Raw genomic sequence first — 26,671 nt, 5'->3', positions numbered from 1 at the left:
GAAAAGTCAATTTGAAGCGAGTAAATTAGCACATGATTTAGAGATGAAGTCAGAATTATGGCAATTGCTTGGGTACTATTTACAATCATGGCTGCTTTTATGCAGGCGTGGCGTAATGCTTTTCAAAAGCAACTCAGTACCAGCGTTGATGTCTATGGCACCACCTTAGCGCGTTTTCTCTTTTCTCCAATCTTTGCTTTAAGTTACCTCGCTATTTTATATCACCAACAACCTGTTACAGCAGTTGTGAGTTTTTCAGCACATTTTTGGCTGTACATTGTGGTTGCAGGCATGAGCCAAATATACGCAACGGCCTTAATGGTAAAATTGTTTCAACAAAAGAATTATGCGATTGGCATCGGGCTAGCAAAAAGCGAAGCCATTTTGGCTGCACTCATTGGTGTCATGTTGCTACAAGAGCACTTAAGCGTTTGGGGGTGGCTTGGGGTACTGATTGGTGCAATCGCTGTATTCTTACTGAGTCAAGGAAGCAAGCAGACCAAACTTTCCGTCAAAACCTTAATGATCGGATTAGGCAGTGGGTTGTGTTTTGCCATTACCTCCCTATTGGTTCGAGAAGCCAGTTTAGAACTAGCAATGCTGCCTTTTTTGCATCGTGCAGCGTGGGTATTGTGTATTTTAATTGGCTTTCAATGTGTGATTCTGTTGTTGTACTTAAGTTTATTTAGCAGAAAAACCTTGTACCACATGGGGCAGCGCGTCGGACTGACCTTCAAAGTCAGTGTATGTAGTTTCTTGGCATCTTTAGGTTGGTTTAGTGCCATGAGTATGCAGACCGTGGCTTTAGTGAAAACCCTAGGGCAAATTGAAATTCTATTTAGTTTGTTGATTTCGGTATTTTTCTTTAAAGAGAAATTAGCTCGTTCAGATCATTTGGGGCTTTTTTTAGTCATTTTGGCAGCCATTATGGTGATTTGGGCATAATTTTAGATTTGCTGGAGTTTGGGTGGTAAAAAAACGCAAATTATTATTAAAAGTGAAATTAAAACTTCATTAAATTTTAATAAATGGAAATTAATTCCTTATAATTTTTATATTGTGGGAAATATACTTAAAAATTTTAAAAAATTCTAAATTTTAGGAAAACAATCCCAATCGAATCTACCTACACTATATCTCAAGGGTGTGATGGGGATCGGAAAGAGTAGATTGCTACCAGTTGCGTACAACGTGAGTGTAGTACTTACCCAAAAGGTCTCGATTCGGCTTAGGACGCTATAAACCAAAAGTTTATAGGCACAAGGTTATGATTTACAAAGTCATGGTTGTTGAAGTAAACCACTGATGTTTTCCCTTGACACCCTAAAAATTTTTTAGAATAAAATCGAATAACAATATAATTTTAATAATATTTTAACCTCTCTTTTAGTTTGGCTGCTTATTCATATTACTCTACTTGTTTACATTATTTACAAATTCAGACGATGTTTTTTTGTCTCATTCAGTAACATGATAAGAGCAGGTTTCGAAAAATAATGTCATAAAAAGAAGAGCAGAGATGAGCCATCACAACTTAGATCAGCCATTGGATGATCAGCAACTTTTTACCCGTTTACAACAACGTTTCGAGCAGCATGTTTTAAGACATCCTCATCTCAAATGGAGTAAAGTGTTGTCCAAACTTCAAGCACAACCTAAAAAAATTCAAAGTTTGCACTGGATGGAGCAAACAGGGGGCGAGCCAGATCTTATTCAATTTGAGCAAAACAGCAATGAATATTATTTTGTTGATTGTGCGGAGGAAAGCCCCATAGGTCGTCGTAGTTTATGTTATGACGCTGAAGCCTTGGCTGCTCGAAAGCAGAATCCGCCACAAGACAGTGCGCTGCGTTTAGCTGGGATGAAGGGCACTAAGCTACTCACAGAACAGCAATATTATAAATTACAACAATTGGGAAATTTTGACAAAAAAACATCAAGTTGGGTGAGTACACCTGAGGCTATTCGGGCTTTGGGCGGAGCATTATTTTGTGACCGCCGCTATGGTCAGGTGTTTACGTATCATAACGGGGCTGAATCTTATTATGCTGCGCGAGGTTTTCGTGTCGGGTTAAAACTTTAGCTCATGACGTGACTATTCAACGTGAAGATAGAGGTGATACACATGGATATGCAATTATTAGGGCAAGTGTTGGGTTGGTCTTTAGTCCTCAATTATCTCATTTTACTGATTTGGTTTTTGGTTTTTATCTACGCTAGAACGTGGATGAAAAGCTTACATGGTCGCTGGTTTAATTTAAATGATCAGACTTTTGATGCCATTCATTATGCTGCGATGGCAGTCTATAAAATTCTAATTATGGTGTTTAATTTGGTTCCATTTATTGTTCTATCTGTTTTAAGTTAAATCTAACAATTTGTATTGTTGCAGTAATGGAAGTCGCTTCATTTGCATAGAAAATTGTTATGATGGAGTCAAAATAGAAAACCAATTAAAAAAATGACAGATAGACAAACTCAAACGTGTGCAGTGTGCAAAAAGTCATTTCCTTATAAAGCATTGGTCTCTGGGCATATGATTCGTGATGTGATCAGTGATGAGATCAAAAAAGATGAACCAAATTGGTCATCAGAAAGTTTTATTTGTCGACCCGATTTGACCCATTATTGCATCCAATATGTACATTCATTGTTGAAATCTGAAAAAGGCGAGCTGACCGATTTAGAGCGTGAAGTGATTAGCAGCATGCAACGGCATGAACTGATTACCAAAAACATCGAAACTGAATTTGATCAAAAAAGGACGCTTGGTGAGAAGCTGGCAGATAAAATCGCCACGTTTGAGGGAAGTTGGATATTTCTCATTATTTTTGCCATTTTTATAGTGCTCTGGATTCTGTTAAATACAGTGGTGTTATGGGTATATCCAGTCGATCCGTATCCTTTTATTTTATTAAATTTGGTTTTGTCATGTTTAGCGGCGATTCAGGCACCAATTATTATGATGAGCCAAAATCGACAGGAAGCCAAAGACCGCTTACGTTCACAACATGACTATCAGATCAACCTTAAAGCGGAATTAGAGATTCGACATTTGCATGAAAAAATGGATCATTTATTGTCAAATCAGTGGGAACGGCTGACACAAATTCAAGAAATTCAGTTAGATTTACTGACAGAAATGAATAAGCATCGCTAAACATTTGTCGATTTTTGATGGAGAAAGTATCACTTTGGAATAAATGAAATGACTGAAACGTAGAAAAATTGACAGCATCATGGTGGCTTGATATTTTGCCCGCTTTGTTTGTCATCCCATCTGCTCATGTCTCTAAATGACCACTTCGTTTATACCCCACCACAAGAACCTTTGCAGATTATTTATGAAGATGCAGACTTGGTGGTGATTAATAAACCTGCGGGTTTGCTGTCGGTGCCGGGGCGTTTACCTGAACATCATGATAGTGCTTATTATCGTGTTTTAGCGCAATTTCCTGATGCGAAAATTACCCATCGTTTGGATATGGCGACCTCGGGAATTTTGATGTTTGCCAAGCATCGTGATGCCGAAGTCGCGGTCAGCAAAATGTTCCAAGCACGAACGGTGACCAAACATTATCAAGCATTGGTGCAAGGTCAGATTCAGCAATCGGGAAGTGTCGAAGTCCCTTTAATTACAGATTGGGAAAATCGTCCACGTCAGATTGTGCATTTTGAATTGGGTAAAGCTGCCAAAACCTTATTTGAAATGATGGAATATCATCCAGAACAGGATATCAGCCGTGTATTGCTGACTCCGATTACAGGGCGCTCCCATCAATTACGTGTGCATATGCAATATATTGGGCATCCCATCACAGGGGATAAACTCTATCATCCTGAACCCTTTCAAAGTCCTCTAAAGCGCATGGCATTACATGCCAGTCACTTGAAGTTTGTCCAGCCATTTAGTGGTGAGTTGGTCGATATTCAGAGTTTAGCTACATTTTAAAAATGTCTCTTTTGGGGCTTAAACTGTCATAAAATCATGCTAAATTATGTTGAATTAATAAACAAAAAGCAGGGATATAACCATGAGCCGCAACTATGAATTATTTCCAGATGACGATAACGGTAATGTACTGTGGCAAATGTATGAAGATGGCAATGATCTAACCGATCTACATGAAATTGAATTCTCTATTGTTTTTACAACCCAAGATCAGGCAGAAAAATGCGCTTTGCATTTATTGCATGAAGAACAAAAAATTTCGCTGTTTCAAGAAGAAGTCAAAAATGATGGCAGTGATTTATGGGTGTTGAATGTTCATGTCAATATGATTCCTGAATATCAGGATGTTCAAGATTTAGAAGAGTGGTTCGTTAAAATTGCTGAAATGTTCCAAGGTGAATATGACGGTTGGGGCTGCCTGAGCTACCTCTATGATTATGATGACGAGTAGTGAGCGGCCAAAGTAGGGGGGTGCTGTATAATTTATACTCAAGTTATACATAAGCCACCTCTGCCTGCCGTACACTATTTAAAACTAAAGAATAAAAATATAGGTGTCTCATGTCGAATACGGTTCAATTACATCGCGTGTTTAATGTACCACCAGAGCGTGTTTATCGGGCATTTACCACAGCAGATGCCTTAGTCAAATGGATGGCACCCCACGGTTTTACAGCACATGTCGATTTGCTTGAGGTGAAGCCTGAGGGCAAATATCGCATGTATTTCACTAACTTTTCTACAGGCACACGCATTGGTTTTGGTGGCACATATCACGAAGTGGTTCCGAATGAACTGTTACGCTATGTTGATCAATTTGAAGATCCAAACATGCCCGATTTAATTGAAGTCAAAGTTCAATTTAAAGCGGTCTCTGTAGGGACAGAAGTTCAAATCACGCAATCAGGTATACCTGATGTAATTCCTGTAGAAGCGTGTTATTTGGGCTGGCAAGAGTCTTTACAATTGCTGGCACTCTTGATTACACCTGAAATACCTGATGGATAAAAGGTAAGGATGTTATGCAAACGTTTAATAATTTTAAGGACAGAGAACAGAAAGCCCGAAATGCGATTTGGCAAAGCTATCTGCAAGATGTCGGGTTAGATAATCAGGTGCGCTTATATGTGGAGCATCATTTGCAAGAAATCTCTCCACAGTATTGGCAGCATCATACTGGACTCACGCGCCCTGAAGCGAAGCAGGTAATTGAGTTATTATCGACCCAACGTTTTTTAGACTTTCATTCCGTTGAGGAAAATGATGATTCGATTGACTTTAGTCTGCCAGAAAATGTGACTGACTATGTGTTATGTGTCTCATTTGATGAAGATGGAAATGTTGAAGATATTAGTATGGAAAGTTAAATGAATTCTTTATTTTCGCATCGCTAAGGAAATTAATGCAGATTCAAATCAAGCGTGCCTACAGTCCTGTTACCGCAGATGATGGATTAAGAATTTTAGTGGATCGTCTATGGCCACGAGGCATTAAAAAACAAGATGCCAAGATTGATCTTTGGCCCAAAGAGATTACGCCGTCCACTGTTTTAAGGCAGTCTTATCATCAAGATTTAATTGGCTGGCAAGAATTTCGAGCAAAATATTTACTTGAATTGAGGCAACATCCTGAAACCCTCGCAGAATTACGACGTTTAGTCCAACACAATAATATTAGCTTGATTACTGCGGCAAAGAATGCAACGCAAAATCATGCTGTGGTCTTGAAGCATTATTTAGAATCCCTTGAAGAAGAAATTACTTAAAATAGAATATGCTTTAATATAATATTGTTTGTATAAGTGATTAATTATTGAGAATGAAGACATGTCAATAGAAACACATTGGAATCGGGTTTATACAGATAAAGCCGTGACGCAAGTGAGTTGGTTTCAGTTACATGCAAGCCAATCGATACAATTGATTCAATCTTTGAAATTGGAACCTGACGCTGCAATTATTGATGTTGGCGCTGGCGCATCTATACTTGCTGATGAGTTACTCGATTTAGGCTATAGTAATTTAACCGTATTGGATATATCCAACATGGCTTTGCAGCAGAGCCAACAGCGTTTAGGTGATCGCGCTCATTTGATTCACTGGAAGGTAGCCGACCTTTTAAGCGTGGAATTCGAACCAGAAAGCTATCAAGTTTGGCATGATCGTGCGGTATTTCATTTTTTGACCCAGCCTCAAGAGCAAAAGCGTTATATACAGCAAGTGAAAACAGCCGTACAGTCCTTAGGATACGTGATAGTAGCTACTTTTGCTGAAGATGGTCCTTTAAAATGCAGTGGATTAGAGGTTCAACGTTATAGTGTTGCACAATTACAGCAACAATTTGCTGAACCCGATTTCCGCTTCATTTCGAGTGTACAGGACGTGCATATCACACCCAATCAACAAACTCAGAAATTTAATTATGTGGTGTTTCAAAAGCAATAATTTGCAGAAATACCCATATGGAATTTAGGGTTATTCGTAATTTTACAGTACACTAAGTTTTATTTTTTATTTTTTGAGTTTTTTATGTCTTTACCAAACTGCCCAAAATGCCAATCAGAATATACCTATCAAGATGGCGACTTATTGATTTGCCCAGAATGCTCGCACGAATGGAAAGAAGGTGAGCTGAACCAAGCAGAAGAGGTTGCTCAAATTAAGGATGCTAACGGTAATTTATTGGTTGATGGCGATACTGTGACTGTGATTAAAGATTTAAAAATTAAAGGCTCATCTTCAGTGGTTAAAGTTGGGACCAAGGTCAAGAACATTCGTTTATTGCCTGAAGCCAGCGATGGTCATGATATTGATTGCAAGGTTGACGGTATTGGGGCAATCAAACTGAAATCGGAATATGTGAAAAAAGTTTAATTGTAATGTTTTATCTCACTATGCAGAGATTGAGGATGATCTCATCCTTTTTCTTGCATCAGTGAGGTATGAAAACATGTTATAACCCAGTTTTCACTGTTTGGGTTGCACTCAGATGCCGCATATTCATTTGGAATATTCTGACAATTTAGAAAACTTTCATTCTCAATCTGTTTTAATGGGCTTAAATCAGGCTTTGTTTGCTACGGGCCATGTACAAGTTGCTACAGATATTAAAAGCCGAGCAATTTGTCAAAGTGATTATTTGATTGGTTTAGGTGAATCGAATCAAGCCTATGTACATGTCAAGGTTTCTTTGCTTTCAGGGCGAGATATAGCTACAAAAACAGAAATTTCCAATCAATTACTTCTAGCTTTACAGCAGTTATTACCCAAGCAAATGCATTTGACGGTACAACTGTGTGTGGAAATTATTGAAATGGAAGCCGCTTTTTACGGTAAAACCGTGGTTGTACCTACATCAGTGACGTGATGCCATCTTGTGTTTTTATAGAGTTACTTAAGCAAAAATTAATGCTCACGCCCTAAAAATTGCATGGTTTTGGGGCGGCAGGAATCACAATGGTTCCTGCTGAGCGAATGTTTGATTAAAAATGCTCTTTTTTGTTGTCTAAAAGTCATTTATATTTCTTAGAACTTAAATAGTTTTAAGCAACAATAAGTAAAGTGAAAACAACAAGAGGAATAAAAATATGTCTGGATGGTTTGAGCTGAGTCAAGCAAAAGATGGGCAATATCGCTTTGTGCTCAAAGCGGGTAATGGGGAAGTAATTTTAACCAGTGAGCTGTACAAAGCAAAAGCCTCGGCGCACGTGGGAATAGAATCCGTTCATAAAAATAGTGCAGATGACAGTCGTTATGAGCGTTTAACCGCCAGTAATGGCAAGCCGTATTTTAATTTAAAAGCAGCCAACCATCAGGTGATTGGTACCAGTCAGTTTTACTCTTCCGAACAATCACGCGATAAGGGAATTGAGTCAGTCAAAAATAATGGCTCATCCATCACAATTAAAGATTTAACGGTGTAATGCCCAATTTATCTTGATTAAGCATGTCCATCGACATGCTTTTTTATTGGATTGAATTTGCTAAAAGCGGTGAGGAAATAAGGGTTTGGAAGCCCTTTAAAATAACCGCTTTATTCTCTGAATTATTTTCGCTATAGTTTTTATAGTGTGATGAAAATCACATGTTTTAAAGTTTGTGAGGGCTGTAGGGAGTGCACCTTCTGAGACTGTGTATAAAAGACAAAATGCCTCTGAATGTTTTTAATTTGTATGCAGATACGTTGAAGTCGTGATGCTGTCAAAATCAGAGCTTATGTTGATGATAAGTGGATACACTGTAAAGGAATGACACGATGAGCATAGAAATTTCGGGTGATGAGCAAAGTGCCCATGCCATCTTATTAATGCTGAAACAATGGGATGAAGCTGTAGCAAGCATGGATATACAAGCTTTAGCTGATCTTTGTGTCGAAGATGTAAGTTTAATTGATGTAAGTACCCATTTAACGGGTATACAAGCGTACAAACAATTGTGGAGGCGTTATCTTCCAGTGAAAGCTGGAAACATTCGTGTATATCGTGAAGGCATTAAACTTATTGCCCAGCCTGAACTCGCCGTCTTGCACTGCTTTTCAAAGGTCGATCAAATTGATGCAATTCCCAATTTAGAAGTGTTTTGGTGCCGCACCACCATATGTTTTCAGAAAGTAGAGCAAGTCTGGAAAGTGGCGCATCAGCATATTTCTATGCCAATACAACTTGAAACAGGACTGCCTATTTTACTGAGCGAAGTGAGTTAATCCTTTTAGCTTGAAACAGCCATGAGATACGAAAAGTATCTCATGGCCTTTATTTGAAACTTAAAGCACAGTTGCTTCTAATTTTTCTACAATTTCATGCAATTGTTTAATACGTTTTACTTCATCCCAAAGTAATTTCGCTTCAGGATAATGCTTAGACATCATGCCTAACCATTGTTTATAACGTCCAAGCATACCAATTTCAGTTTTGGCTGGGCCGTTAATAAAGCGAATTTGCAAAGCCAATAAATCATTCCAACTCAACAAAGCTGTATCTGAGTTTTGGCGGATGCATTGAGTTAAATCGGGAGTCGTTACAGCACCACGACCTATCATCAAATCTTCACAACCCGACTCTAAGCGACATTGTTTAGCATCGGCATTGGTCCAGATTTCACCATTGGCAATCACATTAATTTTCAATGCTTCACGAATCGGTTGTAACTGATCCCAAAACGCAGGTGGGGTATAGCCATCTGCTTTGGTACGGGCATGTACCGTTACCCAAGCTGCGCCCGCATCTTCAATTGCATGGGCATTTTCCAGCATAAAGTTTCGATCCATATAGCCCAAGCGCATTTTGGCCGATACAGGAATATGCGAAGGCACTGCATCACGCACAGCTTTGACTAACTCGTGCACGACTTCAGGTTCATCTAACAATACCGAACCGCCACGATGACGATTGACAGTTTTTGCGGGGCATCCAAAGTTCATATCGATAGCAGGTGCACCAAGTGCAACAGCACGAATGGCATTGGCTGCCAACATTTCAGGATCATTACCTAAAAACTGCACGTGTACGGGGGTGCCCGAAGCTGTTTTCCCATCGTTGAGTAATTCAGGGCAAAACTGATGAAAAATATGATCAGGTAAAACAGAGTTGGTGACACGAATAAACTCGGTTACACACCAGTCGAAGCTGCCGACGGATGTTAAGACATCACGCATAATCGGGTCAGTTAAGCCTTCCATGGGTGCAAGGATGAGTTTCACGGTTTGAGTCACCAGTTAAATTTGAAGAACGGTGTTATACGTTTTTTTGTGCAAATTGTCTAGGCGAAGGGCTTTGAAAGGCAGTAGAGCGGTATAGGTTTGTGTAATTAAATTTTACATAAGCTGTATTATGTTAATTTTAAGAAAACTTAATTTTAAAAATTACTTATGTTAAAAGCTTTATGCTAGTTATGATTTCAATTTCTATCAATCATCTATTACATGCAGAGACGAATACGTTGAATACAAATAAAGTATTAGAACCATTTATATTCGAAATTGGTTCTAATTTTTCAGAAATTCAAACTAAATTCAGTTTAGAAGCAAAGACTTCAGGAGTAAACTTTATTAAAGAGTCAAACTGGTACAACTTAAAAACACCAATAGGCTTTATTTCTCTTCAAGAATGGCAAGGTAAACTTCATTGTATTGCTTATGATATTGATACAGATGATATAGAGATAAAAAAGAAAATAATCGAATATCTTTTTGAAAAATATAAAAATAGTTTTGATTGGGTGGGTCGGGTTGATAATGGATTTTATATTTCATATGAGTCATCTAATGATTCTATTCAAGGGATCTATTCGTATTCTTAGGAACAACTATTTCTTTCACCAGTAATGAAATTAGAAAAGCAGAAACAAAGATTCGATTTCCAAATCTTTAGTTTATAAAACCGTTTAATTAACATAATGGCAATTATTTGAAATAAATTTAGACAATAAAAAAAGCCCGACATCCTGTCGGGCTTTTTCGTATCGGTTCGCTTGGTATAACTCCTGTCGTACCTTGCAGTCCTAGTGCGATCTTTCTTATTTTTGTTCTTTGGAACTTCCTGTTCTCTATGTCCCCATCATATGAAAAATCGCAGTAGTGACATAGACGTAATGGCCCCTAATTCATGTCAGCCTGAGCGTACAGAATCGCTCAAAACTTACCCCAAGGTGTATCCGCAGAAATTGCGGATAATTTCAAGAGCAGGAGGTATCAGGGAAAAGCTGAAATATGAGCGATTTTTTGATCAATTTTATTGGCTGAAAGTGACAAATTCGCTGAATAAAATGCTGACTTGTTTCAAAGTCGGTATTTTGTGCATTTTCACTTGGGTGATATTTTTAAATATTTGATATTTATATTAATATGCAAGTGTACTTCGTATAAGCGCTATTGTGTTAAATGGCTGTTGGATTAGATGATTTTTATATAAGAAGTTATTTTTAAAAAAATTAATACATATGTAATATTTAGTATATGAGATTATATTCCCCATTTTTTAAAAGAACTTTAACTTGATGGTTTTTAATCAAAAATATTTTTTTCAAGCAAGCCTTATTACCATGGTTATAGGTTTTGGTATGAATTTACATGCAAGTGAAGTCAGTCAAAATGAGAAAAATATTGAAAAAGTTGTTACCCAATCATTTAAGCCACTTATGGATGAGTACGGTGTAGCTGGTATGGCTATAGGTGTAATTTACAACGGTAAAAGTTATGAAAAATATTATGGTGTCCGATCTAAAGATACAAATAAAAGCGTAAATAGTCAGACACTTTTTGAGTTAGGTTCTTTAAGTAAAACTTTTACTGCTATTTCAGGAACATATGCTAATCATCAAGGTAAAATATCGTTCAACGATCATCCTAGTAAATACGTCCCTGCTTTAAAAAATTCAGAAATTGATAAGGTAAATTTATTAGAGTTATTAACGTATACAAGTGGCAATTTGCCATTACAATTTCCAGATAATATCAAAACTGATAAGCAAATATTAGAGTATTTCAAAAATTGTAAAGTAAAGAATCCTCCGGGTACTTATCGTGAATACTCAAATCCAAGTATAGGACTTTTTGGGTATCTAACTGCAAAATCGATGAATGTTCCTTTCTCTTCATTATTAGAGAAGACTGTTTTTCCTAAACTTAATTTGAAACATACATACGTCAATGTTCCAGAAGCACAAAAAATGAACTATGCTTTTGGTTATGATGAAAATAACAAGCCAATTCAGGTTAATCCTGGTCCATTGTCGGATGAGGCATATGGCGTTAAATCAACACTCCCAGATATGCTTAAGTTTGTAAATTCGAATCTTAATGTAGATACAAATAGCCCTGTTATGAAAAAAGCTATATTGGATACACACAAAGGATATTTTAAAGTTGCTGATAGCGGTATGACACAAGCACTTGGATGGGAAATGTTTTCTTATCCCACTACTTCTGAAATTCTGCAGGCTAGTAATTCAAAACAAATCTTATTGGGCTCAAATCCTGTTGTAAAAGAATTATCGCAACCCAAATCTAAAGTTTTTCATAAAACAGGTTCGACCAATGGCTTTGGGGCGTATGTTTTATTTATTCCAGAAGAAGGATTTGGATTGGTTATGTTAATGAATAAAAAGATACCAAATGTAGATCGTATTAAGGCTGCATATAATGTTTTTGAGACATTGAAAGATAATTAAAGTTCTCTAAAATCAACATAATACGCCTTATACGAAATGTACTATCTAAGTCATTTATAATCAATAGATTGTTGATTGGATAAAAGCCCAGTTTATATAAACTGGGCTTTTCTATTGAATTTTGATGTTCTTCGTTCGCGTAATGAAGAATGTTCTATATCTTTAATCAGCCAAACTGAAAAAATGCCTTTATCTTCCTAAAATCATTTCCAGTACAAACTTAGAACCAATAAAACCAACGGCTAAAAGGAAGAAGCCGATCAGGGTAAAGCGAATGGCTTTTTGCCCGCGCCAACCAAATTTGTAGTGCCCAATCAACAGTGAACCATAGACAAACCATGAAATAATACTGAACGCGGTTTTGTGGGCTAAGTGTTGGGCAAAGAAATCTTCAATGGTAAAGAAACCAAACACTAATGCTGTAGTCAGTAAAATAAAGCCTGTTTGAATTAAATCAAACAATAACGATTCCATCGCTTGAAAAGAGGGAAGCAAATTAACCCAAATACGCTTCTTTTGTTTGTTTTTCAGCTCACGGTTTTGGAACCATAAAATTACCGCCTGAATGGTTGCCATTAGCAAAACAGCATAGGCCGATAAAGACAAAATAATATGAATATCTAAACTGACTGAGTGTTGTTCAATAAATTGATCAGGCTTACTAAAGGCGAAGCCTAAAATCAGCCCTGTCGCAGCGACAGGAATACCAATTAAATTTAATGCCAGAATCGGGCGATAAGTACTAAAAATTAAACTCAGTAGTAGCATTAAACCTGAGGTAAAGGACATGAGCACAAAAACATCATAATTGACCCCAAGTGGCGTAAGCATGTCATGGCAAAGCACCCCTGCATGCAGCAGCAGCCCTAAACCCAAAATTACGCCAATAAACCAATGGTTTGGTTCACGTTTCGACATTAAATGCAGGAATAAATACCAAAAGGAGGTGGTATAGGCAATTAAAGCCAAAATGGTATAAGCCAAGGGAAGACTAATCATGTCAAACCTTTTTCAGGATGATGAATATTCATTTATATAAATTCGACTCGAACTACAGTATCCTATAGCATCTTATGCATAAATTTTCTATTTTAAGAAAGATTTTTTTGCTACTGGCTATTTTAAGCGGATTTTGCAATGTTTGATACCTTAACAGAACGACTCACGCAGAGTTTAAGAAATGTTACTGGCTCAGGGCAGCTAACCGAAGATAATATTAAAGATACGTTACGTGAAGTACGTATGGCACTTCTTGAAGCCGATGTTGCGTTACCTGTAACTCGTGAATTCATCGCGAAAGTTAAGGAAGAAGCATTAGGCCAGGAAGTGATGACGCAGTTATCCCCTGGGCAAGCCTTCGTTAAAATTGTTTATAACGAATTAACCAAAATGATGGGCGAGGCCAATGAAAGCCTTGACCTCGCAGCGAAACCTCCAGTGGTTATACTTCTTGCAGGTTTGCAAGGTGCAGGTAAAACCACCACTGCGGCAAAATTAGCGCGTTTCTTACAAGAACGCCAAAAGAAAAAAGTGGCAATGGTGTCTGCCGATGTTTACCGTCCTGCGGCAATTAAGCAGTTGCAAACGGTTGCAGGTGAAGTTGGTGCGATTTTCTTTGAATCGAATGCCAATGAAAAGCCAATTGATATTGCCAATCGTGCGATTGAACAAGCCAAGATCCAATTTGCGGATGTTTTGATTGTCGATACTGCGGGTCGTTTACATGTCGATGATGACATGATGGACGAAATTAAAGAGTTACACGCTGCGATTAAGCCGACTGAAACCTTATTCGTGGTTGATGCCATGACAGGTCAGGATGCGGCAAACACTGCAAAAGCCTTTAATGATGCTTTACCGCTTACAGGCGTGATTTTAACCAAAACCGATGGTGATGCCCGCGGTGGTGCAGCACTTTCGGTTCGCGCAATTACCGGTAAGCCAATTAAATTCTTGGGTATGGGCGAAAAGCTCGATGCCTTAGAGCCATTCCATCCTGAGCGTGTTGCACAACGTATTTTGGGTATGGGTGACGTACTTTCTTTAGTCGAAGAAGTTGAACGCAAAATCGACAAAGAAAAAGCCGAAAAAATGGCGAAAAAATTGCAAAAAGGCGGCAGCTTCAACTTTGAAGACATGCTGATGCAATTTGAGCAAATGAACAAAATGGGCGGCATGATGGGCTTCTTGGACAAGTTGCCTGGCATGAGCAATTCAGGGATTCAAGATGCAATTGCACAAGCAAACCCTGAAAAGCAAGTGAAGAAAATGGAAGCGATTATTCAATCGATGACCATTAAAGAACGCCGTAACCCAGACTTGATGAACCCAAGCCGTAAAAAACGTATTGCGGCAGGTTGTGGTATGGATGTGGTTGAAGTGAATAAACTCATCAAACAACATGCGCAAATGGCGAAAATGATGAAGAAGTTTGCGAACCCATCGGGCATGGCGAAAATGATGCGTTCATTGGGTGGCTTGCAAAAGCAATTCGGTGGCGGTGGTGGCATGGGACCACTCTTCGGCAACAATGATCAAAAGAAATAATTGAAGATACTTCAATAAAAAAATAGGTGCTTGATGCACCTATTTTTTATGTCTTCAATTTTTAAACAAACTACAAAAGATCAATATAAAACCATAAAAGTTGTGATTAGTATTTGATCGCAAATGAATAAAAAGAAATGTAGTTATGTCGAATTGTTCCAAAACTGTTTTTATTGTGCATGGTGAGCATGCATCACCAGAAGACCATTGGTTTGCTTGGTTAGCACAACAGGTCAAAGCTATGCACGGCGTAGCGAAATTGGTTTTTTTACCTGATGCAGATGTTCCTGAGTTTGATCTTTGGCAACAAGCATTGGATATGCAGATGTCAGATCTGAATGAGCACAGTATTGTGATAGCACATAGTTTGGGTTGCTTAGCTGTCGCCCATTATTTGAGTCAGTATTTAAACCATCAAAAAATGGAGGCGCTTATTTGTGTGGCAGGGTTTAAATCTGTACCGCCGCATAAGCCTGAGCTTAATTCATTTATCCAACAAACTACCTTACAAAGTCGTGTGTTACACCGTCAAATTGCACATCGAATCGTATTGTTTTCCAATAACGACCCTGTTGTTCCACCTCCGCTTGCGCTGCAATTTGGACATTTTATGAATGCGCAATTGCTGGAAGTGAAACAGGCAGGGCACTTTACCCAGCAGGATGGTTTTAGTGAATTTTCACTCTTGCAGCAGATTCTTCAGCCTTTGATGCTTTCAGTTTGATGATGAATATAATGTTGTAAACCTTTTAAAAGTAAATCTGCTTCAATGATCGGGTGATAGTGCTGTAAATGTTGGGCAAACAATTCAGCATCACCACCAGTCAATACAAGCTGTCGCGGTGAATGTTGCATAACGCGTTCAATGGTACTGAGCAAACCTAATAAAATGCCATGATGGACCGCATCAATAGTATTTCGCCCCGGGCTGAGTTCTTCAAAAGCAGCATCAGGAATTTTAATGCCTTTGGTATTTTGAATCAGGGAATCACGTTGCAAATACAAATTCGGCAGAATGTAGCCGCCTAGGTGTTGTAATCCATCCGCTAAATCAATGGTTAGGGCAGTACCACAACTAATCACACAATAATTTTGATTCGCGTGATTGGCAACTGCTAAGACTTGTAGCCAACGGTCAATCCCTAACTGCGTAGGATCATCGTAGCCACATTTTAAGCCTGCATATTCGGTATGCACTTTGGCAAAAATTACAGGTACAGCCAAACGTTTTAGAATGGTCTGAATACGTTGGTTATTATCTGGGTCTAGAACCGAGGAAACCCCGACGTGTTGAATGTTCAAGCCTTGAAAATGTTGAATTAACCCGAGCAGTAAATCGGCAGGGGATTGTAGATGTAACTCAGCAGCATGTTCCACAACTTGGTCGTGTTGCGTAATCCAATATTTGAGTCGAGTATTACCAATATCGAGCCATAAACTTTTCATTACATCATCCTATTGGGTTGCTGTACTGAGTCGTAAACGACCTTGGTAAAAACTTTGAATACCTGCTTCGGTTTCAAGTAGTACCGCACCATCGTCTTGAATGCCAATAAAGGTTCCAGCGCAATGCCCTGTACTATGTTCAAACTCGACGGCTTGTTGCTGAAAAGCGGCATAACGATTAAAGCGTGCTGCTAGATTATAGCTTTGGTGATCAAACCATTCTCCAGCACGGTGAATCGCCAGATAAAGTTCAGCAATCAAATCAATGCGTGAAGTGCCTTGTAGTCCTAGCTCTGTGAGTGACGTGACTTGTTGATCAATACTAGCATCCGCAACAGGGGCAAGATTGAGTCCAACACCGACAATGACTTGTTTTGGTGTGATGGGTTCAATCAGAATACCGCCCCATTTGCCTTGTACGCTGTACAAATCATTGGGCCACTTAATTTGTAAGTTCAACTGCTCGAGGCTGGGCATATGTAGAATATTCAAGGCAACTTCTAAAGCTAAGCGCCCATCTATTGCTGTTCGAGTATTAAGCAATGTGCTTAAATACACGTTTCCTTCGGGTGACACCCATTGCCGTTGTCGCTGACCTCTTCCTTGAGTTTGTTGGGCACTACACACCAATGCACTTTGTATGCCTTTTTGTGCAATTTCACGCACATCATCATTGGTTGATGCGGTGGTTGGTTTGAGCATCAGGACTTCAGGAAGTTGTTGAGCCGCTTGAAGTCGTTGTTGTAGTTGGCGAGTTTCTACATCCATTTGAATCTGAGCATAGTGAAAAATATTTATGGAGTTAATCATATATTTACTGATTGGTGCAATCGCAGGATTTACCGCAGGATTATTTGGTGTGGGTGGCGGTTTAATTATTGTGCCGATCCTCTATATTGTATTTACCCAACTTCATTATGATCCATCGGTCATTATGCACATGGCATTGGGGACTTCTTTGGCGACCATTATTGTAACTTCATTCAGTTCGGTGTCTGCACATCACAAGCAAGGTGCGGTACTGTGGTCAGTGTTTCGTCACTTGGCGCCTGGCTTAATTTTAGGGTCATTCTTAGGTGCAGGAATTGCAGATTTACTGCCAGGTCAGGGCTTACAACTGATCATTGGTTTTTTTGCACTTTGGGTGGCTTATCGCATGTTCAAAGGGGCAAAAGCTCAAGTGAGTACCTCACAACAGCTTCCATCGACAGCGAAACAAATGCTAGCAGGGGGAGGTATTGGCGTTGCTTCCGCTATTTTTGGGATTGGCGGTGGCAGCTTAACCGTGCCTTATTTGAACCGTCATGGGGTGGTCATGCAAAAGGCGGTTGCCACATCGGCAGCTTGTGGTTTACCGATTGCTGTGGCAGGCGCTTTAGGCTTTATGTGGTTTGGTGCCAAAGCACAGGTCGATGTACCGAATACCATTGGTTATATTCATGTTTATGCATTTTTAGGTATCAGTTTGATGAGTTTTATCACAGCTAAACTTGGTGCGAAAGTTGCTCATCAATTGTCAGCTACCATGCTGAAAAGATGTTTTTCAGGATTGCTCACCACTGTAGGTCTTTATTTTATTTACCAAGGATTTTCAAAATTATTCTAAAGATTTATGATGACTTTTACTGTTTAAATTGGCTTTTTAGACATAATATTGTCTGACAATGACATGGCGCGGAATGGTTGAAATCAGTTAAAACTGTTCCATGAGTCATGTGATGTATTGTGGATTGCATCTTATAAAAACAAGATAGGAAAAGTATGCAACAAGAAGAAATAGAGAGCCTCTCGGAGCAAATTGCCAAACACATTAGTGAGCAGATCATTAGTGGCGAATTGGTCGAAGGTGAGCGAATTCAGGAATTAAGAATTGCCAAAGAACTCGATGTTAGTCGGGGTTCGGTGCGTGAAGCTTTGCTGCTGTTAGAGCGTACGCATTTAATTCAGATTTTCCCGCGACGTGGTGCAATTGTTTCTGAAATGTCAGCACAACAGGTGCGAGCGTTATTTGACAGTTGTGCCATGCTGTCTGGGCAAATTGTGCAACGCATTGCGGAAACGTGGCGTCAGCATGAAGCAGAGCAATTCCAACGTTTGATGGAGCAAATTCAAGAAGAATGTCGTCAGGGGCATACTGAAAAGTTTTATGATTTAATTTTTCAATATTTGGCGCGACAGCAAGATATGGTGGCAAATCCGTACTTGATGAATTTCTATCAGGAGCTGTTACCTTCCATGCGCCGTAGTTACTTCTTAACCCTAAATACTTCGCGTAGAGAGTTACAAGAGTCGTTTGAGTTGTTTAAACTGGTGAGTGATGCAATTTTAATCCGAAAATCACAACAAGCCACTTTATTTATGGACGATTTTTGTCGACACTTGCGTAACTTGGTGTTGGAATCTCTAACACGCATGAAACAAATCGAATTAGCATGGGCGCGTCGTTCACGACGTTAGCAGGACATTATGCGTTTAAGCAGTTTAAAACTTTCAGGCTTCAAATCTTTTGCCGATAGCACGACTTTACAATTCAAAGCCAACCGCAGTGCGGTGGTGGGACCGAACGGCTGTGGTAAATCCAATGTGATTGATGCCATTCGCTGGGTGATGGGTGAATCCAATGCGCGCCAACTCCGTGGCGGCAGCATGCAGGATGTCATTTTCACAGGGACAGCCAAGCGTAAACCTGTGGGCGTTGCTAGTGTCGAACTCCGTTTTGAAAATACTTATGGCAAATTGGGTGGCGCTTATAATGCCTATAATGAATTGGCGGTTCGCCGTCAGGTCAATCGAGATGGCAAGTCTGAATATTTTTTAAACGGGACCAAATGTCGTCGTCGAGATATTACCGATATTTTCTTGGGAACAGGTTTAGGTCCGCGTTCGTATGCCATTATTGAACAAGGCATGATTAACCGTCTGATTGATGCCAAACCAGAAGAAATGCGGGTGTTTCTTGAAGAGGCGGCTGGTGTATCTCGTTATCAGGCGCGCCGTCGTGAAACCTTATTACACTTAGATCACACCACCCAAAATTTATCTCGTTTAGATGATATTGCCCAAGAGCTCAAATCTCAGTTAAAAACTTTAAAGCGTCAGTCTGAAACTGCAATTCAATATAAAGCATTAGAAAAAACCATTCGGACCATTAAAGTGGAAGTGCTGTCTTTCCAATGCGAACAAAGCAGTCGTTTGCAGCAGGAATATACGGTGCAAATGAATGAATTGGGTGATCAGTTTAAATTGGTACGTTCAGATTTAACCACTTTGGAACATGATTTAAGTTCGACCAGTGAGTTATTTCAGCGTCTGATTCAACAATCGACACCATTGCAAAATGAATGGCAGCAAGCTGAGAAAAAACTGGCTGAGCTGAAAGTGACTTTAGAGCAAAAGCAGTCACTTTTTCAGCAAAATACCTCAACGTTGGCGCAACTCGAACAGCAAAAGGTACAAACCAAAGAGCGTTTGCAACTGATTGAATTACAGCTTGAAACCTTACTGCAACAACAGGAAGATCAAACTGAACAATTGCAGCAACAAGACGTTTTAAATCAGCAACAAAGTCAAAGTTATCAAGATTTAAAAGCCCAACAGCAGCGAGTGCAGCAGCAGTTTGAGCAGCTCAAAGCACAAGTGGAAAAGCAGCAACAGCAGAAAATGCAAATGCTGGCACAGTCTGAGCAATTAACTAAAAATATGGTGCGCATAGAACAACAAAAACAAACTTTGCAACAGCAAGCCGCTCAGATTCAAAACCAAACTCAGCATGAAGATATGCAACAACTGGAGCAAGATAAACAATTGCTTCAGACCCAGATTGAACAATCCGAGCAAATGATTCAGCAGCAGCGTCTGCAATTAGAACAATTACAGGAACAATCTGCTCTGCAAAAGAGTCAGGTGCTGCAATTAAAATCTGAGATGAAGGTGTTGCAGTCTGAACAGAAAAACTTAACCCAACTTTTGGTCAAGCAAAGTCCTGAATCACACAATGCCAATGTGCAATTGATGCAGACCTTGAAGCTGACAGAACAGGGCAAACCGCATGCCCAATTGATCGAGAAATTCCTTGCCAAGTGGCTGTCGGCTGAAGTGCTAGATGCAGAGACGGAATTTCAAGCGAGCATTGCGCGTCAGCTTAAAATGAGCGTCGGTCGCAGTAAACTTACAGTGGCTGAATTGCCATGTCTGGCAGATTGGATTGCCTCTGCACAGCATTCATTGTGGAATCAGGTTGCTATTGCAACGACACTAAGAGAAGCTCTGTCTTACCAATCTCAGCTTCAGCATGGGCAGTCCATCTTAAGTTTAGATGGCTATCAGGTTGCGGCGGATTGGGTCATTGGCTTGCTTTATGATGAAAGTAGCCAAGCCGGGCAAGGTGCACTGAGCCATCGGATTCGTTTAGAAAGCATTGAGATTGAGCTGAATAATTTACAGGCACAGTATGAGCTGGCGGATCAGCAATTACCGAGTCTACAACAACAGATTCAGCAGCTTCAAATGCAGTTCAAAGAACAGCAAGTATTACTGAAACAGCAGCAACAGTCTTTCCAACAGTTGGATGTGAATATTGCCAAGTTACAGAGTAGTGTGCAGGCTTTTGCCATTCAGAAACAACAATTGCGTGACCAGTTGCAACAGTTGGATGAGCAGCTTGAAGAAGATGCCATGCAAAAGGATGATCTGGAAATTGATTTGCATGCACTGACTTTAAAGCTGGAACAAGTTTTACCACACTATAAAACCACGCAATTCCAACTCGATGAGTTGACTGAGCAATTGGAGTTGGCACAGCAACAAAGTTTACAGTCGCAACAAGAGCTGGAAGTGTTGCGCCGTCAAAATACACAAACGCAGCAACAGATTGAACTGTTGGAAAAAGATAGCTCTTTCCTGAAAACGCAAAATCAGCAAATTGCTCAGCAGATGGAGCAGGCAAAGAAGTTTGTGGATCCAGTTCAGTTAGAACTTCCGAGTTTGGAGTCACAATTTGCCGAGCAATCTCAGCAAACCGAGAAATTACAAAAAACATGGCATGCATGGCAGCTTGAGTTGAACAGTGTGCAACAAAAGCAACAGCAAGTGACCGAGCAGCGCCATCAACAGCAACAACAAGATGAACGTTTACGGACAGAACTGGAAGAAAAGCGTTTGTCATGGCAAGCAGCCAAGTCGGACTTTCAACACTATTCTGAACAGTTGAAAGCGATGGACAGTGAATTAATCACGGGTTTAAACATTGATTTAGTTGCACATCAGGCCCAATTGGAAAAAGCTCAACAACAATTTGCTAAATTGGGCGCAGTCAATCTGGCGGCTTCGGAAGAATATGAAGAAGTGTCCAAGCGCTTTGATGAACTGAGTCATCAAATTGAAGACTTAGAAAAAACAGTTGCACAACTTCAAGCTGCAATGAAAAGTATTGATCAGGAAACACGTAAGTTATTTATGACCACGTTTGATCAGGTGAATACTGAGTTGCAGGAATTATTTCCAAAAGTTTTTAATGGCGGCGAAGCTTGCCTCACTTTAGAAGATGATTGGCAATCTGGGGTTAAACTCATGGCACGTCCACCAGGTAAGCGTAACAGTTCCTTGGCATTGTTGTCTGGAGGAGAGAAGGCGCTGACTGCATTGGCATTGGTTTTTGCCATCTTCCGTTTAAATCCAGCACCGTTCTGCGTACTGGATGAAGTTGATGCCCCTTTGGATGATGCCAATGTTGGTCGTTTTTGTAATTTGGTAAAAGAGCTTTCTGAACAAGTGCAATTCATTTACATTACACATAACAAGCTAGCAATGACGATGGCAACTGATTTATTGGGGGTAACGATGCCAGAGCCCGGGACATCAAAACTTGTTAGCGTAAATTTGGAACAGGCAAAAGAATACGGTTTAGTCGCGGAGTCATAATATGGAAGTCACAACAATAGTCGGTATTGTTATTGCCGTTATCATTATTTTAATCGGTTTTCGCATGTTGTTTAAAAAAAATGCGAATGCAACACCTTCACTTGAGAGCGAATTGCAGGTGAACTCAGATAGTCAGCTTCCAATTATTCCGCGTCATGTACGCGATCAATTGCAGACCTCAACAGAAGGAACAGAACGCGTTGAGCCAACGCTGAATGATGCTGAAGTGGTTGCAGATCTCACAGAAAAGCATGACCCTAAAGTTGCCACAGAAAAACAACAAGCTACAGATTCAGTCGTCAATACAGATGCCAAAACCACGACAGAAGCAACACAAACAGAGACTGTGGTTGAGGCAAAGGTGACAGCCAAAGTAGAAGAAACTGCACCAGTGGCGAATGCAGATGAAGGTTTACATTTAAATGCACATCATATTGAAAAAGCAGAAATTGTTGAATTTAACGAAGAAAGTAGCATTTTAGATGAGCACTTACACGAACAACAACGTGTCGATGAAGAAAGTGTTTTACAAACGGCAGAAGAATTTATTGTTTTCAATATTTATCCAGAACGCCGTGTATTGACGGGTGACAAGACTTTAAAAGTGTTGCTTAAATACGGTCTACGCTATGGTGAAATGGCATGTTTCCATCGTTATGATGAAGAACATGAAAAGCTTTCATTTTCTGTTTTACAAATTACCGATGAGGGGCCTGCTGGGTTTGACTTAGAAACTTTAGCCAATGAGCAAGTCAAAGGCTTGGCATTTTTCTTGGCGTTACCACATCATGATGTGCAAAATGCGTTTGATACCATGGTCAGTATTTCCAACCTGATTGCACGTGAAATTGATGGCACGATTTATGATCAAAATCAGCAGGAAATGACTGCGCAATTGCGTGAATTTTGGCGTCATCAAGCCATTGATTATCGTTCTGGTCAACAAGCAACGGTATAATCAAATTGAAAATGAGAGTCTGACTTTTATAATAGTTGGACAAGATTGTTGAAGGGCGGAGAAACCGCCCTTTTTTATGGTGAAACTATGACTCAGCAAAACACTGTTGTCGCACAAATGCGTCAACTGATTCAGATTCTGGCACAGCATAATCATGCCTATTATGTGATGGATCAGCCCACCATTGCCGACAGTGAGTATGACCAGTTATTTCACCAACTGAAGGCATTAGAACAACAATATCCAGAATGGGTTCAGACCGATACCCCGACCAATAATGTCGGTGCTAAACCATTGGCAAAATTTGAATCGGTGACACATGTTGTGCCCATGCTGTCGTTGGGCAATGTGTTTAATCAAGAAGAACTATTTGCTTTCGCACGACGCATTGAAGAACGTTTACCGAATCAGAAGATTGAATACGATGTCGAATTAAAGTTCGATGGTTTGGCAATTTCATTGTGGTATGAAAATGGGGCGCTGGTTCGTGGCGTAACTCGTGGTGATGGCGAAACGGGTGAAGATATTACCCAGAATGTTAAAACTATTCGTAACTTACCGAAAGTTTTAACGCATGCCTCTGGTATGGTTCCGACGTTACTGGAAGTCCGTGGCGAAGTGCTCATGCCAAAGTCTGGTTTTGAAAAGTTAAATGCTGAAAATGAAGCCAAAGGTGAAAAGACTTTTGCCAACCCACGTAATGCTGCGGCAGGTAGTTTAAGACAGTTAGATCCGAATGTGGCTGCTGCACGTCCACTGGCGTTTTATGCCTATGGTATTGCACAGTGTGAACCGAATCATGGCTTAGCCACCATGTCTGCAAGTTTAGATTGGTTGACTGGGTTTGGCTTTGCCGTCGGTGAGCGACATTTCGTTTGTGACAGTATCCAAGCAGTGCAACAGGCTTATGAAAAAATCAATGCCGAACGACCTGAATTAAGCGTTGAAATTGACGGGATGGTGGTTAAGGTTAACGATTTAAAACAACAACAGCAGTTGGGTTTTTTAAGTCGAGAACCCCGTTGGGCAACGGCTTATAAATTTCCTGCGGTGGCTGCGCTTACAACGGTTGAAAATATTGACTGGCAAGTGGGACGAACAGGGACGCTAACCCCAGTTGCACGTTTGAACCCAGTCGCTGTGGGAGGGGTTACAGTTTCCAATGTGACCTTACATAATATTGGGGAAATTCATCGTCTAGATGTCCGTATTGGCGATACGGTCAGTGTCTATCGTAGTGGTGATGTCATTCCAAAGGTGGAAAAAGTCTGGCCCGAATTCCGTCCAAATGATACTCAGGAAGTGCATTTACCAGAACAATGTCCTGTCTGTGAATCACCTGTGGTCATGCCTGAAGGTGAAGCTTTAGCGCGTTGCTCGGGTGGCTTATATTGTTCTGCACAACGGATTGAGGCAATTCGCCACTTTGTATCACGTAAGGCTCTGGACATTGAAGGTTTGGGAGATCGTTGGGTAGAATCTTTATTACATTTGGATTTACTTCAAGATGTCGCAGACATTTACCATTTACATGAACATCGAGAGAAATTGCTCACCATTGAAAAAATGGGTGAGAAGTCAGTGCAAAACCTGATTGATTCGATCGAAAATAGTAAAAAAACCACGTTGGCTGCATTTATTTATGCCCTTGGTATTCGCGGGGTGGGTGAAACAACAGCACGAATGTTGGCCAATACCTTCCAAACCCTTGATGCACTACGGGTAGCTGATATTGAGGCTTTAAAGAAAACGCCAGATGTTGGTGATATTACGGCAGAGTGGATTGTCGATTTCTTCCAAGCACCCCATAACCTTGAGGTTTTGGATCGATTGTTGGCTGCGGGTATTCATTGGGATGCACCTGTCGCTCCAACACGCCAACCTTTTAATGGTGAAAGCTGGGTGATTACGGGTACGCTCAGCCAAATGGGGCGTGATGATGCAACGCAGATGTTACAAGCATTGGGTGCACGTGTCAGTGGCAGTGTTTCAAGCAAAACCAAATGCTTGGTCGCAGGTGAAAAAGCTGGCTCCAAACTAGAAAAAGCTGAAAAGCTCGGTATTCATGTGATGAATGAAAGTGAGTTTATTCAACTGATGCAAGATTATGGTCAGTTAGAGGCTTAGATTTTTGATTTGTATGAAATAAAAAAAGACACCGATAAGGTGTCTTTTTTTATAGTGATTATTAAGGAATATATTGTTTGATCAGACCATCGTTGAGCAATTGTTGAAAGTGCTCAATCAAGCTTTCTTTGACATCGCGATACTGTAAACCTAATTCTTTTTGGCTCTTGCTCGCATCAAAATAAATAGGGTAACCCATATTCAGCTCAACAAATTCACGACTAAAACCAATGAACGGACCAATCACTTTAAAGGCCGTTTTTGGCAGTTCATTGCGTGGAAATGGAAACTTCCAACCAAAATGTGCTTTAAGTAATTGACCAATTTCAAGCAAACTCAAAGTATCGCCACTGACGATGTAACGGCCTGTTGCTTTTGGGTTAAATGCCGCCTGTAGGTGTGCTTCGGCGACATCTTGAACATCGACCACACCATTCCACATGGGTGGAACACCAGCGAGAGTTAAGCCATTGGTAAATTGTTGTAAGACCTCAATTGAACCTGACTGCGTATTTTGCGTTAATGAATGACCAAAGACCAATGCTGGGTTAATGCAAATCAATTGCCAACGGTTTTGTGCATCTGCCATTTCCCAAGCTTTACGTTCAGCCATCACTTTAGAATATGGATAAGGCTGATGGGTTTCTGAGCTGCTGGTATTCCAGTGACTTTCATCAAAAGTATTATGATCAGTTTTTAAAATATCCACGGCATCACCATATGTCGATGCAATGCTCGAAGTGAGAATGACGCGTTTGACTGACTCAGTTTCATTCACGGTGTTTAAAACATTTTCTGTACCTAAAACAGCAGGTTCAATGATGTCTTTCACGGCATCTTTATAGTTGGTAACGACAAAAGGTGACGCCATATGAAACACAATTTCACAGCCCTGCATGGCTTCTTTAAATGAATTTGGTTCGAGCAAATTCGCTTTAAATAGTTTGAGTGTTCCTGTGCTGCTTTCTGCAATTTTAGATAAATGCGCGAAGCTTTGAGTTTTGTTCAGGTCACGGACAGTGGCATGTACGGTATAGCCTTGGGTTAATAATTTTTGAATTACCCAACTGGCAATATAACCCGAGGCACCTGTGACCAGTACAGGTGCTTGTGTTGCTAAGTTTGTCATAGATCAACCGTTGTTGTTTTAGGTATTGGCATAGTGTAAGCGCGAATGTGATGAAAGTCTTTGCTTATGGGAAACAGGTATCTAACTTATGCGTCATTTCAACGTAGATGTTGATGCACGTTATAAAACCAAATTGGGCGAGCTAAAGACGACTTGATTATCCCATATAGACAACGTGATCAAGAAAAAATCTTAGAAGGTGTATTTAACACTTACTATGCAACAGTGGGGACTCGCAGCTCTAAATTGAGTGTAACTTTTTATTTTTAATAATAAAAAAATGATGGTGTGATAATTTTAACTTCGTGATGTTTTAAAGACGTGGTGAAATAAGGGCTATTTAAAATAGTTACAAATTTTAAAATAAGCAAAATTTTGAATGAAATAGCCTTTGCCCTAAGATGCAAAATACTGCAAAGGCTTATTTT

The 26,671-nt window shown here is 39.9% G+C and carries 28 protein-coding genes; 23 read left to right on the top strand and 5 right to left on the bottom strand.

The annotated features are described in order from the left end of the window. The first annotated feature begins 57 nt into the window (after positions 1–57). The 14 genes from M5E07_RS12900 (at position 58) to M5E07_RS12835 (ending at position 8,653) form a co-directional block, all read left to right on the top strand. Positions 58–945 (top strand): DMT family transporter, encoded by an 888-nt coding sequence (locus tag M5E07_RS12900; protein WP_252219768.1) that lies wholly within the window; start codon positions 58–60, stop codon positions 943–945. A 574-nt stretch (positions 946–1,519) separates the two neighbouring features. Next, complete coding sequence (locus M5E07_RS12895; protein WP_252219765.1) at positions 1,520–2,083, top strand: DUF4256 domain-containing protein; 564 nt, start codon at positions 1,520–1,522, stop codon at positions 2,081–2,083. Positions 2,084–2,125: 42 nt separating this feature from the next. After that, positions 2,126–2,368: a DUF6868 family protein gene (locus M5E07_RS12890; protein ID WP_252219761.1), complete on the top strand. Its 243-nt coding sequence runs from the start codon at positions 2,126–2,128 to the stop codon at positions 2,366–2,368. Positions 2,369–2,461: 93 nt separating this feature from the next. Next, positions 2,462–3,160: a DUF1003 domain-containing protein gene (locus tag M5E07_RS12885; RefSeq protein ID WP_252219758.1), complete on the top strand. Its 699-nt coding sequence runs from the start codon at positions 2,462–2,464 to the stop codon at positions 3,158–3,160. A 126-nt stretch (positions 3,161–3,286) separates the two neighbouring features. Further along, the gene (locus M5E07_RS12880) at positions 3,287–3,952 is read left to right on the top strand and encodes an RluA family pseudouridine synthase (RefSeq protein WP_116760089.1); all 666 of its coding nucleotides are present in this window, start codon (positions 3,287–3,289) and stop codon (positions 3,950–3,952) included. An 82-nt stretch (positions 3,953–4,034) separates the two neighbouring features. Beyond that, positions 4,035–4,403 carry a ribonuclease E inhibitor RraB gene (locus tag M5E07_RS12875; protein WP_016165331.1) on the top strand — a complete coding sequence of 123 codons (369 nt, stop codon included), beginning with the start codon at positions 4,035–4,037 and terminating at the stop codon, positions 4,401–4,403. Positions 4,404–4,513: 110 nt separating this feature from the next. Next, positions 4,514–4,960: an SRPBCC family protein gene (locus M5E07_RS12870; RefSeq protein WP_252219755.1), complete on the top strand. Its 447-nt coding sequence runs from the start codon at positions 4,514–4,516 to the stop codon at positions 4,958–4,960. Between the two features lie 14 nt (positions 4,961–4,974). Continuing rightward, positions 4,975–5,319 carry a DUF2004 domain-containing protein gene (locus tag M5E07_RS12865; protein WP_116760093.1) on the top strand — a complete coding sequence of 115 codons (345 nt, stop codon included), beginning with the start codon at positions 4,975–4,977 and terminating at the stop codon, positions 5,317–5,319. Between the two features lie 35 nt (positions 5,320–5,354). Further along, a complete protein-coding gene (locus M5E07_RS12860) occupies positions 5,355–5,717 on the top strand; it encodes a DUF488 domain-containing protein (RefSeq protein WP_252219752.1) in 363 nt (120 codons plus the stop codon). A gap of 61 nt (positions 5,718–5,778) precedes the next feature. Beyond that, positions 5,779–6,396, top strand: a complete 618-nt coding sequence (locus tag M5E07_RS12855; RefSeq protein WP_252219749.1) for a class I SAM-dependent methyltransferase — start codon at positions 5,779–5,781, stop codon at positions 6,394–6,396. An 84-nt stretch (positions 6,397–6,480) separates the two neighbouring features. Then, positions 6,481–6,825, top strand: coding sequence for a zinc ribbon domain-containing protein YjdM (locus M5E07_RS12850; protein WP_044739298.1), 345 nt, complete (start codon positions 6,481–6,483; stop codon positions 6,823–6,825). 115 nt (positions 6,826–6,940) lie between these two features. Beyond that, positions 6,941–7,318, top strand: a complete 378-nt coding sequence (locus tag M5E07_RS12845) for a 5-carboxymethyl-2-hydroxymuconate Delta-isomerase (protein WP_252219746.1) — start codon at positions 6,941–6,943, stop codon at positions 7,316–7,318. Between the two features lie 220 nt (positions 7,319–7,538). After that, positions 7,539–7,874 (top strand): YegP family protein, encoded by a 336-nt coding sequence (locus tag M5E07_RS12840; protein ID WP_016165324.1) that lies wholly within the window; start codon positions 7,539–7,541, stop codon positions 7,872–7,874. A 332-nt stretch (positions 7,875–8,206) separates the two neighbouring features. Then, positions 8,207–8,653, top strand: coding sequence for a YybH family protein (locus M5E07_RS12835; protein WP_116760101.1), 447 nt, complete (start codon positions 8,207–8,209; stop codon positions 8,651–8,653). A gap of 60 nt (positions 8,654–8,713) precedes the next feature. Here M5E07_RS12835 and M5E07_RS12830 read toward each other — a convergent pair whose 3' ends face one another. Beyond that, a complete protein-coding gene (locus M5E07_RS12830; RefSeq protein ID WP_252219743.1) occupies positions 8,714–9,649 on the bottom strand; it encodes a tRNA dihydrouridine synthase in 936 nt (311 codons plus the stop codon). Positions 9,650–9,888: 239 nt separating this feature from the next. Between M5E07_RS12830 and M5E07_RS12825 the strand changes: the two genes are divergently transcribed. Beyond that, positions 9,889–10,248, top strand: coding sequence for a hypothetical protein (locus M5E07_RS12825; protein WP_252219740.1), 360 nt, complete (start codon positions 9,889–9,891; stop codon positions 10,246–10,248). A 696-nt stretch (positions 10,249–10,944) separates the two neighbouring features. Continuing rightward, entirely contained in the window at positions 10,945–12,117 is a 1,173-nt protein-coding gene (gene blaMCA, locus M5E07_RS12820; protein ID WP_252219738.1) for an MCA family class C beta-lactamase, read from the top strand. A gap of 189 nt (positions 12,118–12,306) precedes the next feature. Here blaMCA and M5E07_RS12815 read toward each other — a convergent pair whose 3' ends face one another. Continuing rightward, positions 12,307–13,116 (bottom strand): cytochrome C assembly family protein, encoded by an 810-nt coding sequence (locus M5E07_RS12815; RefSeq protein WP_252219735.1) that lies wholly within the window; start codon positions 13,114–13,116, stop codon positions 12,307–12,309. Positions 13,117–13,254: 138 nt separating this feature from the next. Here M5E07_RS12815 and ffh point away from each other — a divergent pair, with 138 nt between their 5' ends. Both ffh and M5E07_RS12805 read left to right on the top strand, forming a co-directional pair. Further along, positions 13,255–14,664, top strand: coding sequence for a signal recognition particle protein (gene ffh, locus M5E07_RS12810; RefSeq protein ID WP_252219732.1), 1,410 nt, complete (start codon positions 13,255–13,257; stop codon positions 14,662–14,664). A gap of 145 nt (positions 14,665–14,809) precedes the next feature. Next, positions 14,810–15,388: an RBBP9/YdeN family alpha/beta hydrolase gene (locus M5E07_RS12805; protein ID WP_252219729.1), complete on the top strand. Its 579-nt coding sequence runs from the start codon at positions 14,810–14,812 to the stop codon at positions 15,386–15,388. Here M5E07_RS12805 and M5E07_RS12800 read toward each other — a convergent pair. Together M5E07_RS12800 and M5E07_RS12795 are read right to left on the bottom strand one after the other, a co-directional pair. Then, positions 15,364–16,110, bottom strand: coding sequence for a type III pantothenate kinase (locus M5E07_RS12800; protein WP_252219726.1), 747 nt, complete (start codon positions 16,108–16,110; stop codon positions 15,364–15,366). The two genes, M5E07_RS12805 and M5E07_RS12800, sit on opposite strands and share 25 nt — an antisense overlap. A 9-nt stretch (positions 16,111–16,119) precedes the next feature. Then, positions 16,120–16,878: a biotin--[acetyl-CoA-carboxylase] ligase gene (locus M5E07_RS12795; protein ID WP_116760119.1), complete on the bottom strand. Its 759-nt coding sequence runs from the start codon at positions 16,876–16,878 to the stop codon at positions 16,120–16,122. A gap of 28 nt (positions 16,879–16,906) precedes the next feature. Between M5E07_RS12795 and M5E07_RS12790 the strand changes: the two genes are divergently transcribed. The 5 genes from M5E07_RS12790 to ligA all read left to right on the top strand — a co-directional run bounded on the left by M5E07_RS12790 (position 16,907) and on the right by ligA (position 25,114). Continuing rightward, positions 16,907–17,716, top strand: a complete 810-nt coding sequence (locus tag M5E07_RS12790) for a sulfite exporter TauE/SafE family protein (RefSeq protein ID WP_252219724.1) — start codon at positions 16,907–16,909, stop codon at positions 17,714–17,716. A 155-nt stretch (positions 17,717–17,871) separates the two neighbouring features. Continuing rightward, positions 17,872–18,567: a GntR family transcriptional regulator gene (locus M5E07_RS12785; RefSeq protein WP_116760132.1), complete on the top strand. Its 696-nt coding sequence runs from the start codon at positions 17,872–17,874 to the stop codon at positions 18,565–18,567. Positions 18,568–18,576: 9 nt separating this feature from the next. Continuing rightward, positions 18,577–22,029 (top strand): chromosome segregation protein SMC, encoded by a 3,453-nt coding sequence (smc, locus tag M5E07_RS12780; RefSeq protein ID WP_252219721.1) that lies wholly within the window; start codon positions 18,577–18,579, stop codon positions 22,027–22,029. Between the two features lies 1 nt (position 22,030). Beyond that, positions 22,031–22,987 (top strand): cell division protein ZipA C-terminal FtsZ-binding domain-containing protein, encoded by a 957-nt coding sequence (locus tag M5E07_RS12775; protein ID WP_116760136.1) that lies wholly within the window; start codon positions 22,031–22,033, stop codon positions 22,985–22,987. An 87-nt stretch (positions 22,988–23,074) separates the two neighbouring features. After that, on the top strand, positions 23,075–25,114 hold the full coding sequence (ligA, locus tag M5E07_RS12770; protein ID WP_252219718.1) for an NAD-dependent DNA ligase LigA: 2,040 nt from the start codon (positions 23,075–23,077) through the stop codon (positions 25,112–25,114). A 61-nt stretch (positions 25,115–25,175) separates the two neighbouring features. On the opposite strand, the gene M5E07_RS12765 is transcribed toward ligA, so the two are convergent. Further along, positions 25,176–26,243, bottom strand: coding sequence for an SDR family oxidoreductase (locus M5E07_RS12765; protein WP_252219716.1), 1,068 nt, complete (start codon positions 26,241–26,243; stop codon positions 25,176–25,178). Positions 26,244–26,671: the final 428 nt, after the last annotated feature.

The organism is Acinetobacter tibetensis (genome assembly GCF_023824315.1).
Taxonomy (GTDB): Bacteria; Pseudomonadota; Gammaproteobacteria; order Pseudomonadales; family Moraxellaceae; genus Acinetobacter; species Acinetobacter tibetensis.
The sequence above is the reverse complement of the archived record's forward strand: the minus strand, read 5'-3'. Positions and strand labels throughout refer to the sequence as shown.